The following is a 15952-nucleotide window of genomic DNA, read 5'->3' as shown; positions in this document are numbered from 1 at the left end:
CTATATCTTTTTATCTAATTTTTGAAAATCTGAATTCATACTAACAAATTCAGGAACAATTTCTTTCATTTTTGAAACAATATTTTCTTTGTCTTGAGTATATGCTAAGTCGATAAGCTCAGAAATATCTTTACAAACTTTATTATAATCATCTGTTTCTACCTTTACAATCATTATCTTCTCATTGTAGGTTGGTAGAGTTGATGATTTGTCATTGAGCAACTCTTCATATAACTTTTCTCCTGGTCTTAAGCCTATAACCTTAATGTGCATGTCCTTATTTGGCGTGTAACCTGCCAGTCTGATTATTTTTTTTGCGAGGTCTATTATTTTTACAGCTTCACCCATATCAAAGATAAAAACCTCTCCTCCGTTACCCATAGCCCCAGCTTCAATTACCAATTGACAAGCTTCAGAAATAGTCATAAAGTAGCGGATGATATCTGGATGTGTTATTGTCAAAGGGCCACCTTTTTCTATTTGCTTTTTAAACAAGGGAACAACTGAGCCATTACTTCCCAAAACATTACCAAACCTAGTAGTTACAAAGCCTGTATTCTTTTTTAAATCTTTCTTGGTGTATTCTTGAAGCGCCTGTACATATATTTCTGCGATACGTTTGGAAGCTCCCATGACATTACTTGGATTAACAGCCTTATCTGTAGATACCATAACAAACTTTGCAGCATCGTATTTTAGTGATAAATCTGCAATGTTTTTTGAGCCTAACACGTTTGCAAATATAGCTTCGTATGGATAACTTTCCATTAAGGGTACGTGTTTATAAGCTGCCGCATGAAAAACTACATCTGGATTATTCTGTTGAAATAACATTTCTGTTTTATTAAAATCTCTTATATCATTTATTACAGCCTTAAAATTTAATTTCGGAAAGTTATTTTTTATTTCGAGTTGTATATCATAAAGAGGAGATTCTGCCTGGTCAATAATGATTAATATTTTGGGTTTATATCCTGCGACTTGCCTAACTATTTCGCTTCCTATTGAGCCTGCACCACCAGTGACAAAAACACATTTATTAAAAATTTCCTTAGCAACTAACTTATTGTCTAATTGTATAGGATCTCTTTCTAAAATATCTTCAATCTGGATTTTCTCAATCTGACTTGTTATATTTTTATTCTCCTCTATGTCCGACAATAAAGGAGCTCGGTATACTTTTAAGTTATAATCCAAGCATTTATCAATAATGGCTACAGTTTCTCTTTTTGTTATCTCCTTATCGGCAAGAATTAAGGCTTGAGCTTTATATATTCTTAAAGTCACAGCTATATTTCTTTCTATATTAATTATTGGTAAACCTAGAATTTGTTTACTCTTGTTTTTGTCGCCTTTATCTATAAATCCTAATACATTATATCGGTGAGGTTTTTTGGATTTTAATGCACTAGCTATCCCAATAGCGTTATCGTCTGTTCCAAATACTAAGACATTTATCTCACCTTCTTTTTGACTAGAGCTTATATAAACTTCAAACACTTGCTTAACAACGACTCTAAATAGAAATAGGCCACAAAAAGAAATGACAGAATAAATAAGTAATGACGGAATAAAAATTATCTCTGCTGATTTGTATAGGTAATAAATATAGTAAACAACTAAAATTACAATTACAGTTGATATTGTAGCTACTAGAAACCTAACGGCATCTAAAAATGTAGAATGCCTAATTAAGCCCGCATAAGTTCTATACAATATAAAAAAGATAATGTTTACTGATATGATTACTAACTCTGTTGTGGTGAAATTAAACTCAAAAATTTGATTACTAATCTTACTAACTATAATTTTAGTGGCAAGCAATGAGATGACGATAATTAAAGAATCAAACGCTAATATTACCCATCTAGGAAGATAACCAATGTTTTTAAAGTTAAGTCGTTTTTTACTGGACTCAAGTACTAAGAATAATGCTTGCTTAAATTTTTTGTACATCAAGATATTGATTACTTTATTACAAATATCTTAATTATAATGGGAATAGCGAAATATAACCTGCGTATGTTACGCTAGCTTAGAAACAACCTCAGCAATCCTAGTTCTATCATCATTTGTTAAATTAGAACCACTTGGTAGACAAACACCTTTTTTAAATAAAGTTTCGCTTTCATTATTGCCGTAATATGGGGCCTCTTTAAATATAGGTTGCAAATGCATTGGTTTCCACAGTGGCCTTGTTTCTATATTATTGGCTTCCATAGATTTTTGTAAATCCTCTTTACTAAAACCTCCTTTATTTTCAATAGTAATACAACTTAACCAATGATTAGATATACAATCTTGATTAGTTTCTTTAAAAACTTTAATGTTTTCAAAATCCTTAAAAATATCTTGATAGAAGCTATTCATTTTCTGTCTAAGGCCCACATGTTTATCTAAGACTTCCATTTGCCCTCTTCCAATCCCAGCGCTAATATTACTCATTCTGTAATTGTAGCCAACTTTAGAGTGTTGGTAATGTGGCGCATTATCTCTGGCTTGCGTGGCATAAAAGATGGTTTGTTTCTTTTGTTCTTCTGTATTACAAACCATTGCCCCACCACCTGATGTTGTTATGATTTTATTTCCATTAAAAGATAGAATACCATAGTCTCCAAATGTTCCACATTTTTGACCTTTATAAGATGACCCTAAAGCTTCTGCGGCATCTTCAATAACCGGAATTTCGTAACGCTTAGATACCTCTAGAAGCTCGTCTATTTTTGATGGCATACCATACAAATGCACCAAAATAATTGCTTTTGGTTTTTTACCTTTAGAAATACGATCCTTAATTGCGGCCTCTAAGTGGTTTTGACACATATTCCAAGTTTCGTACTCACTATCAACAAATACGGGTATTGCACCTTGATACATTATGGGATTGGCTGACCCACAAAAAGTAAAGGTTTGGCAAAGCACCTCGTCTTCTAAACCAACGCCTAATTGAACTAATGCTAAATGTATTGCTGCTGTACCAGACGATAAAGCAGCAACATGTTTTTCTACTTCTAAATAATCTTCTAAATCGTTTTCGAAACCTGTAACGTTTGGACCTAGAGGTGCTACCCAATTAGATTCAAAAGCTTCATTAACAAAGTTTTGTTCAGTACCTCCCATGTGTGGAGAGGATAACCATATTTTAGAGTTCATATTTACAATACTGTTTTTATTATATATTTAATATCGTTTAATAAAGAGTAGTTTTTAATGTATTCTTTATTTATTTCAACTTTTTTTGGCCAAATTACATTTTTGTTATAATCTTCTGGATTTTTTTGTCTAGCCAATATAACCTCTTCATCCCTATAGTGAATTGAAGCTGGTCCTGTTATACCTGGTTTTATTGAAAGTATAATTCTATCCTCGCCTATTAATTTATCTGCAAAACCTTCAACATCTGGTCTTGGTCCAACAAAACTCATATGACCTAAAAACACATTAATTAATTGAGGTAATTCATCCATCTTGGATTTACGCCAAAAATTTCCAATTTTTGTAATTCTTGGATCATGAGATGTTGAAACTGTTGTGGTAACACCCTCAACTTTTTTCATACTTCTGAGTTTAAAAACCTTAAACAGTTTACCATGTTGTCCTACTCTTTTTTGCATAAAAAACCCACTTAAACCAGTGTCTAACCAAGCTATTACAGCAGTTATTACAATAAGCCATCCAAAACAAATTAGACCAATAAACGACAATGTTAAGTCAAACATCCTTTTTACGATTTTATTTCTCTTTTTCAATGTATTTTGAGTTTTTTTGGTAATAGAGACTATTTAAAAAAGAAAATAACAAAATACCATTAATCCTAATAAAGTAGTTTTCTGTAAGAAAAACAAGTGTAAAAATAATCAGTATTGAGGCATACATTAAATCTCTTTTTTTTATACTTAAGACTAGGTTATTTGACATTAAAAACAGAAAGGGTAGAAGTCCAAGTATTCCTGCCGAAAACAACAAAAACAAATAAACACTGTGTGAACTATAATTATTATTAAGGTATTGATTTTTAAAGTTTTTGATTTCTAAGCAATATATTGGCAATAACACTTTCTCATAACCCACACCATAACCCAGAATAGGTTTGTCAGATATTAGCTCTAAACTACACTCTTGAATAGCATACCTTACCCCAAATAGTTTTTTAAAACTCACGCTTTCAACATCTTTATTTATAGGTTCAATAAAAATTCGCCCTAATCTATTAGTTTTTGAAATATTAAACAGTAAAAGTAATGCAATAAATCCAATGGCTACAGTAACTATTTTATACTTTATCTTTTTAAGTTTTAGTATTACAAATAATGGCAAAATTATCAAGTTAATGAAGAAAATTACTCTAGAATTTAATATTAGAGAGAAAACCAAAAACACAAAAACAATGATTATCGCAAATGTTTTGTGTTTTACTTTGGATGTTTTGAAGATATAATTTAAAAGTATTAATGTCGAAACTAAATTATTTAAACCAATATATGTCGGGTGCCAATCTTTATAATCTTCTTTTACAATGTCTATATAAAAACGTTGATTAAAAAACTCTGATGGATTATCTAGAAAAACACCAAAAAGATTTAGTTTAAGTGAGAGATAGATTACCACCAAGGTATTAGATAATATAAAAATAAACGAAAGTGTTTTTAATAGTTTTTTGGAGGTTTTAAGGGAATAAAATAAAACTAATGGCATTAAAAGAAAGGAGATTTCTCTCACAATAACATCTAAGCCTTTATTTATTACCGGGGTGTATGTTAATGAAACTATTAATGGGATGTAAAATAACACATTAATAATTAATGGTTTAAAACCTATCTTTTGAAAATTTTCTTTTATTATTTTGGTTCTAAAAACTATCGCAAAAAAATAAAACAGAAATATTAATATGGATAATGTGTTTACATTTAATAATGGTAAAAATGCTAATAAAACAAGGAAGGTATAAGGTGTTTTATTGATGATTTTTGATTCACGACTGTCCATTAACTACAAATTATAAATCGTCAATCTTAATAACCTCTACACTGTTTTTTTTAAAATCGAACACAACAAAAGAGGCATTTCCTTTCCAACCCATAACTTCACCTGGGTTAATAAGCCATGTTTCCTTTATCTGCTCAACTTTAGCTTCGTGTGTGTGACCGCACAACACCAAGTTGTAGTCGCCTGTTCTTGCAAGTGAATTTGCATAAAACGGATAATGCGTCATCGCTATTTTCTTATTATTCAGTTCTATAACTGCATATTCATTGTTAAGTTTTAGGTTTTTAAACTGATTAAAAGCAAGGTTTTTTATAGTATACCGATCACCATCACCATTACCAAAAACACAATGTGTTATAATGCCGCTATTACCAATTACTTTTGCCGGGATTGGCGAACAAAAATCACCACAAAAAAACGTATGCTCAATAGCATTGTTTTTGAAATATTGAAGAGTCTTTTCTAAATTTGAAATATTATCGTGTATGTCAGAATAAATTCCAATTTTCATAAATACAGCTTATTACTTTTATAAATATTTTTCGAATGAGTTCTCTAAATCTACAATATAGGCGTGAGACGGATATTGACTTTTAACTTTCTCTGAAGGCAGCTCCATAAATCTATCACCGTACCTAACTTTTAAATAGTCTTCTACATTAGTAAATACAGGAAGTGATAAAGATTCAAATTTAACATGCTTACCGCTTCCTATTAAACTTCTTTTAAAAGAAGTTCTTTTAAATGGTGCCCTTCCAAAAAAATGCCCTATGTATTTGGTTTCTTTATTGTTTAATCGTCTTATAAATTTAAGCAAACTTCTTTTTATCCTTTTGGTTATTAAGTGTTTTGCTATTTTAAGAATTATTATTTTCTTTCTGCTTGTGGTTATATAACCTTTTTCCTCAAGTGCCTTTGCATTAATTATTCTAGCCGCTAAGTATTGTAAATATCTTAATGTTTTGTTTTTGTATGTGTTGTTTAGGCACATTACGTCTAAAAACAAGCCATGGTGCATATTTCTTCCAATTACATCTTTTTCAATGTAAGTTGTGTTGTGCATTCTTACTTTACTAAAAAAAAGAGGAAACTCCTCCGTATCTTCTTCTTGAAAATAATACTTTTTAGTATCTAACTTTTCTTTGGCTATTTTTTTAAACTTTGCATAGTTTTTATAGTCCATAAAAGTATCATAATCATCATCCCACGGAATAAAACCTTTATGTCTTATGGCTCCTAAAGCAGTGCCTCCCATTAAATAGTATTCTATACCGTTTTCTTTGCAAAATGTGTCGAAATACTCTGCAATTACCAGTATTTTTGAGTGTATACCTTGAAGTTCTTCATCTGTCATGGCTATATTTTTTTTGCTAAAAAGTAGAACTTACTCAAAAACTTTTTAATAGCCTTGTTTTTAGACACCAATAAAGCAACGCTTCTAATAAATTTGAACTTGGATTTATTAATTACAGCAGATATACTACATGTTTTCCACCTATGAGGATGCGTACTAAAAATCACCTTTTTATTCTCTTTTAAAATCTCAACAAAGTTTTCGAGGGATTTAATATGAATATCTTCACCATTATTAATGTCGTTATCTTCTACATTTGCTATAATTTGAAACTTAAACCCTGCATCTGAAATATATTTATATTCGGAAACTAAAGTTTTTGGTAAATCCACAACTATGTCTAACATGTGACTAAACTCTTTTGAGATTTCATCATTTCTAAAAAAATCTTTGTTGGAGTTCCACCCATTTCTTATCATGAGTGGGTTTCCATGCGGACAAAGTGTTTCAATATTAAAACCATTAACCTCAAAGGCATTAACAAAATCTACAAATTCTTCTCTTGCTTTTATATAATCACCATTGTTGGCGTCCAATACATCATAATGGTAAGTCACCTCATGCCCCAACTTGGCTATTTCTTTTAATAAGGCAACATTGTCTTTTAAAAGATAGCCCTGCACATAGTAAGTTGCCGTAATACCATACTGCGCTTCAATTCTAGCCATTTTAAGGGCTCTAGACACGTTGGTTTCTACATCGTGCTTAAAAACCACCCAATCGGCTTCAGTAGTATTGTTGTCTAAAATTTTATTTGCAGTAATAGTGTCTTTAATTTCTACAACTGTTTTGCAAATTTTATGTAGTTGTTTGTAGGTAAACTGCATATTATTTTATTTCTTCTTTAAGAATGGATCTTAGTTTGGTTGAAGATACTTTATTCGTGTAAGAGAAGAAATGCACTCTACTTCCATACTTTATCAGTTCTTTTTCAACTTCTTCGAATAAATCGTTTCCTTTCCAATCGTCCCCAACAAACATGACATCAAATTTATATTTATGAAATGCATTCACCTTATTTCTATCATATTGTATAACCACTTCGTCAACATACTTAATGGCTTTAATAATTTCCATTCTATCCTCTAGAGAAATAATTGGTTTTTTTCCTTTATATGAATATACTAATTCATCAGGACTAACAGCCACTATTAAATAGCCACAGTTCTCTTTTGCTTGTTTTAATATGTTTAAATGACCTACATGAAACATATCAAAAACTCCTGCTGTATAACCTACAATATTCTTTTTCATTACTTTAATTTTAGTTCGATCTAGTAAAGGTTTTAAAAAAATACTTCCTTAACCTCTCAGTTAGCAATACTTGTACAATAAACCTAATTGATACATTATATAAAAAAACGGGCAAAGATATGATATCTTTTGAGAACATCAACTTTTGAATCTTAGCTTCACTCTTAAAATACTTAAAACCACCTCTTCTTTTGTAAAAGTTTTCGTTTGTTCTAACTTTTAAAAGCGTTTGCTGAAGATTATGAAACTTATAATTTTTAAGTGCCATTCTTATCCATAGATAATAGTCTTCGTTGCAAAACCAGTCTATATAGCCTCCCGCTTTTATTACGTCTGCTTTTTTAAACATAACGCTCATTTGATTAAATGGGCATCTATATTTCATGTATTTTTTTAGTTCAGCATCAGTTTCGGGGAGTTTTCTTTTTGATAAATTAATGTCCGTTTCTTTAGAGAATTCTTCAATAGTACCTCCTAAAATACTTATATCTTTATTCTGCTCAAAAAAATTAAGCTGAAGTTCAAATCTATTTTCTAAACAAATATCGTCACTATCCATTAAGGCTACATATTCGTAAGAGCTTTTTTGCAATCCAATATTTCTTGCATAGCCGTGCCCCATATTTTTTTCTAACTTAACAACTCTTACAAAGTCATTTTCAGTTGCAAACTGAGATAATATTTGTTCTGTATTATTAGGAATAGGTCCATCGACAACAACTATTATTTCATTTGGAACTATCGTTTGATTAACCACACTTTGAATAGCTTTATAAAAATGATCTGGATTATCGTTTTTATAAACTGACATAGAGACTGAAAAATTTGGTAAACTATTCATTATTTGAAATTAAAGAATTATTATTCATTCTATTGTAATCTAAATATTTTAATGCAATTATACTTAAAATCCATGCATCTGGAGGTCCTACGGAACCTATAAATAATATTTTAAACATAAAAATTAAAATAACATTTTGAGAATCTCTACCGTTTTTCCAAAATCTATTAAAAATGGCATATAAGAATAGCATAAAAATTAATACTCCAATAATCCCAGTGTCAAGTACGAGGTTAGATATATAACCACTCGATCTGGTTGCGACCGCTTTAGAATTGCCTTTAAATTTGAAATAATTGATTTTTGAAAAATCCACACCAGTCATGTTTAATGCATCAACAGATGTCGTTCTCCAATAACCTATACCACCACCCAAAGGATTATGGGTGCTATATAACCATGAAGAGTAAATTGAAATTAACCTTGGCCCTGCTAAATCAACGACTACCATTGTAGCATCCGATAAACTCTCTTGATTTTTTATCTTTTCTATCATTTTGAATGCTCTTCCTCCTCCTCCGAAAACATCAACAAAGACAGCCAAAACAAAAACAATAATTAATACTTTAAGCAACTTCATCCTATAAACTAATAGTATAAATACTGTGTATACACCAAGCGCCATTATAGATTTTAAAACAATAGTTAAAAACACTAAAAAAGCTATGTCATAATAGGTCTTATTACTTTTTAAAAATACCGTTCTTACAGCTATGTAAAAAAAAGTAATACTAACACCAGCTCTAGCGGGTTCTGTAGCTAGCAATGTAACCCCTCGAGAAACATACGAAAGGGACTCTGAGCTAGCTCTAGGTATCAAAAATTTAAAAACAGGATCTAAAAATGTAATGATTCCAGAAAATTGAAGTAAACCGAGTATTAATAGGAATTGAAATAGTTTTTTTACTAATTTCAAAGTCTTTAAAGTAGATGTTTCTGACGCTTGATAAAAAACCACTAAACATAAACTACTATTTAAGTAAGCAAAAATTGATCTTATAACTTCTGGAATCTTTAACTCTCCAAAATATATAATTGTAGAGTATAAAATATTAATAAGCAGTATTAATAAAAAGAACAAGTAATACACATTAATCTTTCTTTGCTTTATCAATATCAATAAAGATAGAATTATACCCCACGGGAAAACTTCTGCCTCAAGGGTTCCAAAGGTTATTGAAGGGAAAAAAAATAACGCAACTACTAAACTTGCTAAAACATTAAAACCTTTAATTTCCCTATACATCAAAACTATTTATATAATTATAGTACATTTAAGTAACGTAGTGTTAGTATTGTTAAGTTAAGAATTACTAATAAAGAAAAGTATCCTATATTTAATTTAACCTTTTTATTAATAGCTAGTACATACAACATTACTTCGAATAAAATTGGTATAACAAAAAGTACTGGCCAACTCTTAAAATTAAGACTCAAAATTGCAATGAATGCTACTGAAACTCTTAAAATTAACACCATTAAGTCTATAAAAAATTTCCTTTTTACAATCCCTAAACCTAAAAGGTAATAGTAGGAAGCAGAAGACATTAACCAGACAGGCAATAACAACAAAAAGGTGTGTAATAATACTTTACTGTTCTGAAAAGTTTCTGACCCTAACCATCTCAAAAAGAAAAAATCTATTTTTTCTAAAAAAAAACTTACAAATAATCCTGCAAAAGAAACAAAGATAGTAAGATGTAAATGAGATTTTGCTTGATTAGAATAAGAAACTTGATTTCCTGAAATTCTAGGGAAAATCCATGAAACGGAGGCCGTTAAAATTGTTTTTAGTTGATTTAATACAGAAACTCCTATAGCATAATAGGCAAAGAACTTAAGTCCCAACAACGCACTAACAATCCACTTGTCTACATGGGCATTAAAAATTAATATTGTGCTAGAAAACCAAGCCCATTTACTATAATCTAACATGCTTTTAAATTTTTTGTAACTAGCAAACTTAAAATGAAAAATAGGTCCGTATTTTTTTTTCAATATAAGAAACTGGATAATCAAATAAATAAAAGCGAATATTGATGACATTAAGAACACTAAGTCTACTTGCGAGAAAATATAAACTGCGATGATTTGGGTACTGTATAATATAAATTTAGAAATAAAAGATTGCTTTGCTAGTTGTTTGAAATTTTCATGAGATTTATGAAGTGCAAACAGTGCTTGTTCAATTTGCTTTATAAAAAACAGTGGAATTGCATAGGGTAGTATCTTAAGGACTTCGTTAAACTTAAAAAATTCAGTGAAAGAGTTTATAAAATAAAATATATAGTACAAGCCTAATACTAATGTAGCGAGGAGTATTAAAAAGACTAATATAGAGCTTAGTATTTTCTGTTGTTCATTGTAATTAGCGTTACTTTTAGCCTCTGAAATAAATTTGATTATAGTCTCGTTTATTCCAAAATTAAAAATTGATAAAGATGCTAAAATACTATTTATTAGTATCCATAAGCCATACTGCTCTATACCAACTTGACTAATAAAAATTGGTGTCGCTACAACTAAAAGAATTGGTGCAAAAACAACATCGAGTGTAGCATAAATACCATCTTTAATAGCCCTCATAAGTCTTTGGGTTTTGGTTTATATAGTATATCGTTAAAATCAGTAGAGTCATTACATTAGCGCTTGCTAACAAATTACCAGAAAATAGTGACCCAAACAATAAACACAATACTAAAAAAAAAGAAGTTTTACTTTTATTTTTAAGAAGCAATTTAAAATAAAAATAATAGGCCACTAGGCCAAATATTCCAAAAAATAAAAATAAATCAAAAAACTCTAATTCAGATCTGTGATTATTAAACAATGGAAACCCAAAAAATAACGATTTAAAGCCTTTTTCATCAATAAAATAGGGAATATATTTCTCTATTAAGAGATTGTTCCTATGTGATAAAAATGAGCTCCAAAATCCATCCTTTAGGTAAATAGAATAAAACATTTCGTGATATGCATTATATATATTTAATAGTGTGTTACGAAAAAACAAACCGAGAACTAATGCTATTGAACTAATCGAAATAACCGATTTGTAATTACTGAGGTGTTTTACAAACAAAAAAGCAACAAAAAATAACGAGAAGAAAACAGTTTTTTTTGTTCCAAATAAAAATGAGGATAAAAAAATCGAAGAAAAGCTTAGTAGATTGAAAAGTGTTATTTTCTTAGTTAATTTGTAATATGCCAACATAATTGCTATAAAAAAAACATATCCAATCTCATGATGATATAATAACATACCCGAATAACCAAACCTATTACCTCTAAAGTAAGACTCAAAAAAATCAATTTCGAAAAAATATCCTATTATTACACAAATTGAGTTAATTATCATAAAAACTAAAAAGCTGTTTACTACTTTTTCTATATTTAAGTTTTGGTGTTTCTGCTTTAAATAAATTAAAAACAGTATTGAAAAAGTACTACTTATAAAGTAATAACCATTAAACTTTATATCCTCTGCATTCAAAACCTGATGTGATGATAATTGTGTTACTAAATATGCTATAGATAAAAAGATGACAGGAATTAATAATTCAATTTTTATCATTTTAAGTTTAATTTCTAATAGTAATATGAACATTACTATAACTTTAAAAACAATAACGTAATTATAGAGTAATTTATATTCATAAAAATCTACTATCACTTTTACAATAAAATCATATGATAAAAAAATTATTAAAATGAAGTTAAATAAAAAATTTCTTAGCACTATGTGATTTATAGATTTATCCATTAAGTAAAAAAGCGCTATTCTTTATAGAAAACTTCTAGTTTAGGTCTAAGTTTTTCTGTTTTGCTGTTACTTGAATGAAATTTTAAACCCTTATATGATTTTTTCTCATCTTCCAACCTAAAAAGAAATCCATGGTTTTCTATTTTTTTTCTTAGTACATCGTTTACAAAGTCTGTAACATCAATTTTATAATTTTGATTTTTGTCTTTAGGAGCTTCGTATTCACGTCTAGTGTTTTGTCTTATTGATGGTTGGTTTTCCCAATTAACCTCTTTAGTTATCCAAAACTCATCAATTTCATAAGTTACAAAAGAATTATTTTTCCCTAAGTGGCCAGCCTCCAATGCAAAAAGATATATAAATGCAGAATCTATGACGGTATTTTCTGGAATTGTTCTAAATCCAAATCTTAATAAAAACCTTTGATCGTTAGGTATGGAGTCATTTACTGATAAAGATAGCATATGCAAATTAGCTGATGTAGCAAAGTTTTCCTTCGGATTTCCAGCAGAAATTATTGCATCCTTACCTGTGTTTTCATTTGGTCTAAATGACCAGTATTTACTTTCCTTTCCGCAACCTAACAGTAAAAATAAAGTGACTATGAGTATGTGGTTTTGTTTTTTAATCATATAATAAAGCTTGCAACTAATTAAATAAACTCTCTTTAAAGTCTGTTTTCTATGATATTTTTAGGAAGAATTCCCTTGACATCATAAACAAAACTATTTTCAGTTCTAAGTTTTCCTAAGTCTAATTCTAAAAATTCGCTATGCCCTACAACTAAAATAATAACATCGTAAAATTTTACTAATTCTGGTAGTAATTCGATATCATAACATGATTTAACTTCTTCTCTATTTGCTTTTGGATCATAAACGTGTACTATTGAATTGTATTGTGAGAGTGAATTATACAAATCAATAGCTTTTGTGTTTCTTATATCAGAGCAGTTCTCTTTAAATGTAAAACCTAGCATTAAAATATTTGCAGCATTTGGATTGATATTATTTTTGACCATTAATTTTAAAATCTCTGTTGCTACAAATTCCGCCATGCTATCATTTAGTCTTCTTGCTGCTAAAATAATTTCAGAATAATAGCCTGCCTCTTGTGCTTTCTTGGCTAAATAAAATGGGTCAACTCCAATGCAATGACCTCCAACTAAGCCTGGTTTAAATGGTAAAAAATTCCATTTTGTAGCTGCTGCCTCAAGAACATCATGTGTATCAATGCCCAATTTATTGAATATAATTGCCAACTCGTTAACAAAAGCTATGTTAACATCTCTTTGTGCATTTTCTATAACTTTTGATGCCTCTGCAACCTTAAGCGTTGGAGCTAAGTGAGTTCCTGCTGTTATTATTGATTTATATAGGTCATCAACTATTTTTCCAATTTTTGGTGTTGAACCCGATGTCACCTTCTTTATATTGGCAACTGTATGTTTTTTATCTCCAGGGTTGATTCTCTCTGGAGAGTAACCGCAGAAAAAATCTACATTAAATTTAAGGCCACTATACTTTTCTAGTACCGGGACACATTCGTCTTCCGTAACTCCCGGATATACCGTTGACTCGTATATAACAATGTCATTTTGTTTTAGAATCTTTCCTACTGTTTCTGAGGCTTTTACAAGTGGTGTTAAAATAGGTCTCTTATTTCTATCTACTGGAGTTGGTACAGTTACTATATAAATGTTAGAATCCTTGATGTCATTGACGTCACAAGAGAGTTTCAAACCAACCTTTTCGTTTACGTCTAAAACTTTAGATAACTCATGGTCGTTAACTTCTAGTGTGCTATCGTGGCCTTGGTTAAGTTCGTGTACTCTATCTTGGTTAATATCAAATCCAACGACCTGATATTTTTTTACAAATTCAACTGCTAACGGAAGGCCTACATAGCCTAAACCTATTATGGCTATCTTATGACTCATGTCTATAATCCATTGCTAAGGAGTAAATTCTTTTTAACCTAACGCCATCCCGTTGCGTATGCTTAAAAAAATTAATTTAACAAAGGTCGTAAAATTAAAATGATGTAGGGTATAATTCAGTTAATTTTTAAGCCTTTATCACCCCAAAATATAGCTAAGGTCTTAAGGAAGAGGTTAAAAATACGTGGCCTTAGTGTTATAGCTTATAAACAAAAACGCAGTTAGCGTATGGGCATTCGGTATTTTTTCTAAAGTAAGGCCAATCAATATAAACGTCTTTTTAAGAGCTTTTATAGGGCTTACAGGGTAGTGGTGGTTAAATTGTGTTTGGTTAAAAACAGGTGGTTTAAAACGTCTTTTATGTGTATGAATGTTGATAACTTTGTATGTAAATTTAGTGCTTGTGTATTATCTTTGGTCATAATGAAAAAAGCCTTAGAACACAGTAGGCGGTCTAAGACTTTTTTAAAAAACCGGCAACACTCAGGGTGTGCGTAGTTTGTTTAGCGACGTTAAAATTACATTCCACCCTTGAGCTTGCCAAAAAAAATTAGTTAAATTTTTAAAAAGCAAGTCGCCTCTTTGCTGCCGACACCCATTATGACTTAGGTATATACAACTCCGCCTGAGAGCCATAGCTCTGCAGTTGTACTGTTATAAACGCAACAGACAAGGTGGTCCCACCCACCGCGTATAAAGGCGTAACAACAAGGCGTCCATACAGCAGCCTATTTTAAATGCTGTATTTTTTTAATATTGTAACAATGGCAATAAATTATAAATCGCAACCGAGAAAAAATCCGCAGGACCTGGTTGCCCCTGCAAAATATTATGCCGCAGTGGTCCCTAATGGGAGTGTGGATTTTGAAACTTTAGCAGAAATGATTTCCGAGCAATCGGCACTCTCTACCACGGATTGCCTGGCGGCACTGAATATCCTTGAAGTGAATATTATTAGAGAGCTTCGTCAAGGGCGTATTGTGCGCTTGGGCCGTTTGGGTAATTTTCAGGTGAGCATAAGCTCTAACGGCTATGATAGCCCAGAAGCCGTCTCTGCCGATGGGATTACTAAAGGACGGGTACTCTTTAGACCCTCCGTAAAACTGAAGAACATGTTAAAAGTTCTGAAGTTTGCACGCGTGAGTTAGAGGCCTGCCGTCATAGTATTTAGAACCCTGCACACACCTCATGGTGGCGCAGGGTTTTTTTTGTTTTTTTAGCTGGCAACAAACGCTACCGGATGCACTATTTGCTGCATCAGGGGGCGCTTTCCAACGCATCCGTATGGGATGATTATTGCATGCGGTAGGTTTTGATATCTCGACTCTCGCTCGATATGGAATGTGGGAGGCTCTCTTTCTAATACTTAACCACCTACTAGTTCGAGCGGGAGTCGAGAACGCTTGGGGAGCTCAGAGAATGCATGATATCTCGACTGTCGCTCGATATTAAAAAAGGTTGTTTTAATCAAATACGTGCCAAAAATGCCAGTTCGAGCGGGAGTCGAGAACACTTGGGGAGCTCAGAATACAAATGATATCTCGACTGTCGCTCGATATGGAATTTAGGAGGCTCTCTTTCTAATACTTAACCACCTGCCAGTTCGAGCGAGAGTCGAGAACGCTTGAGGTATCTCGACTGTCGCTCGATATTAAAAAAGGTTGTTTTAATCAAATACGTGCCAAAAATGCCAGTTCGAGCGGGAGTCGAGAACGCTTGGGGAGCTCAGAATACAAATGATATCTCGACTGTCGCTCGATATGGAATGTGGGGCTGCGTTAATCAAATACTTACACAAAAATGCTAGTTCGAGCG

At 31.2% G+C, this 15952-nt stretch carries 15 protein-coding genes; 1 reads left to right on the top strand and 14 read right to left on the bottom strand.

The genetic code is table 11. From position 1 onward, the window contains the following. The 14 genes from HKP48_RS09060 to HKP48_RS08995 all read right to left on the bottom strand — a co-directional run bounded on the left by HKP48_RS09060 (position 1) and on the right by HKP48_RS08995 (position 14137). A complete protein-coding gene (locus tag HKP48_RS09060; protein WP_296345046.1) occupies positions 1–1956 on the bottom strand; it encodes a nucleoside-diphosphate sugar epimerase/dehydratase in 1956 nt (651 codons plus the stop codon). 69 nt (positions 1957–2025) lie between these two features. Then, the gene (locus tag HKP48_RS09055) at positions 2026–3153 is read right to left on the bottom strand and encodes a DegT/DnrJ/EryC1/StrS family aminotransferase (protein ID WP_296345044.1); all 1128 of its coding nucleotides are present in this window, start codon (positions 3151–3153) and stop codon (positions 2026–2028) included. A gap of 2 nt (positions 3154–3155) precedes the next feature. Beyond that, entirely contained in the window at positions 3156–3719 is a 564-nt protein-coding gene (locus HKP48_RS09050) for a sugar transferase (protein ID WP_296345082.1), read from the bottom strand. A gap of 13 nt (positions 3720–3732) precedes the next feature. Beyond that, positions 3733–4986: an O-antigen ligase family protein gene (locus HKP48_RS09045; protein WP_296345042.1), complete on the bottom strand. Its 1254-nt coding sequence runs from the start codon at positions 4984–4986 to the stop codon at positions 3733–3735. A 10-nt stretch (positions 4987–4996) separates the two neighbouring features. Then, the gene (locus tag HKP48_RS09040; RefSeq protein WP_296345039.1) at positions 4997–5497 is read right to left on the bottom strand and encodes a metallophosphoesterase; all 501 of its coding nucleotides are present in this window, start codon (positions 5495–5497) and stop codon (positions 4997–4999) included. Positions 5498–5515: 18 nt separating this feature from the next. After that, positions 5516–6340: a LicD family protein gene (locus HKP48_RS09035; RefSeq protein ID WP_296345037.1), complete on the bottom strand. Its 825-nt coding sequence runs from the start codon at positions 6338–6340 to the stop codon at positions 5516–5518. A gap of 2 nt (positions 6341–6342) precedes the next feature. Beyond that, positions 6343–7167: a hypothetical protein gene (locus HKP48_RS09030; RefSeq protein WP_296345035.1), complete on the bottom strand. Its 825-nt coding sequence runs from the start codon at positions 7165–7167 to the stop codon at positions 6343–6345. 1 nt (position 7168) lies between these two features. After that, on the bottom strand, positions 7169–7594 hold the full coding sequence (locus HKP48_RS09025) for an adenylyltransferase/cytidyltransferase family protein (RefSeq protein ID WP_296345033.1): 426 nt from the start codon (positions 7592–7594) through the stop codon (positions 7169–7171). Between the two features lie 10 nt (positions 7595–7604). After that, positions 7605–8405 carry a glycosyltransferase gene (locus tag HKP48_RS09020; RefSeq protein WP_296345031.1) on the bottom strand — a complete coding sequence of 267 codons (801 nt, stop codon included), beginning with the start codon at positions 8403–8405 and terminating at the stop codon, positions 7605–7607. 22 nt (positions 8406–8427) lie between these two features. Continuing rightward, complete coding sequence (locus HKP48_RS09015; RefSeq protein ID WP_296345029.1) at positions 8428–9681, bottom strand: hypothetical protein; 1254 nt, start codon at positions 9679–9681, stop codon at positions 8428–8430. 17 nt (positions 9682–9698) lie between these two features. Continuing rightward, on the bottom strand, positions 9699–11021 hold the full coding sequence (locus HKP48_RS09010) for an oligosaccharide flippase family protein (protein WP_296345027.1): 1323 nt from the start codon (positions 11019–11021) through the stop codon (positions 9699–9701). Then, positions 11008–12009, bottom strand: coding sequence for a hypothetical protein (locus tag HKP48_RS09005; protein ID WP_296345026.1), 1002 nt, complete (start codon positions 12007–12009; stop codon positions 11008–11010). Before HKP48_RS09005 ends, HKP48_RS09010 begins: the two co-directional genes overlap by 14 nt. 203 nt (positions 12010–12212) lie before the next feature. Further along, entirely contained in the window at positions 12213–12830 is a 618-nt protein-coding gene (locus HKP48_RS09000; protein ID WP_296345025.1) for a DNRLRE domain-containing protein, read from the bottom strand. A gap of 35 nt (positions 12831–12865) precedes the next feature. Next, entirely contained in the window at positions 12866–14137 is a 1272-nt protein-coding gene (locus tag HKP48_RS08995) for a nucleotide sugar dehydrogenase (RefSeq protein WP_296345023.1), read from the bottom strand. A 764-nt stretch (positions 14138–14901) separates the two neighbouring features. Between HKP48_RS08995 and HKP48_RS08990 the strand changes: the two genes are divergently transcribed. Continuing rightward, a complete protein-coding gene (locus HKP48_RS08990) occupies positions 14902–15285 on the top strand; it encodes an HU family DNA-binding protein (protein WP_296345021.1) in 384 nt (127 codons plus the stop codon). Positions 15286–15952: the final 667 nt, after the last annotated feature.

This window comes from Winogradskyella sp. (assembly GCF_013042245.1).
Taxonomy (GTDB): Bacteria; Bacteroidota; Bacteroidia; order Flavobacteriales; family Flavobacteriaceae; genus Winogradskyella.
The sequence above is the reverse complement of the archived record's forward strand: the minus strand, read 5'-3'. Positions and strand labels throughout refer to the sequence as shown.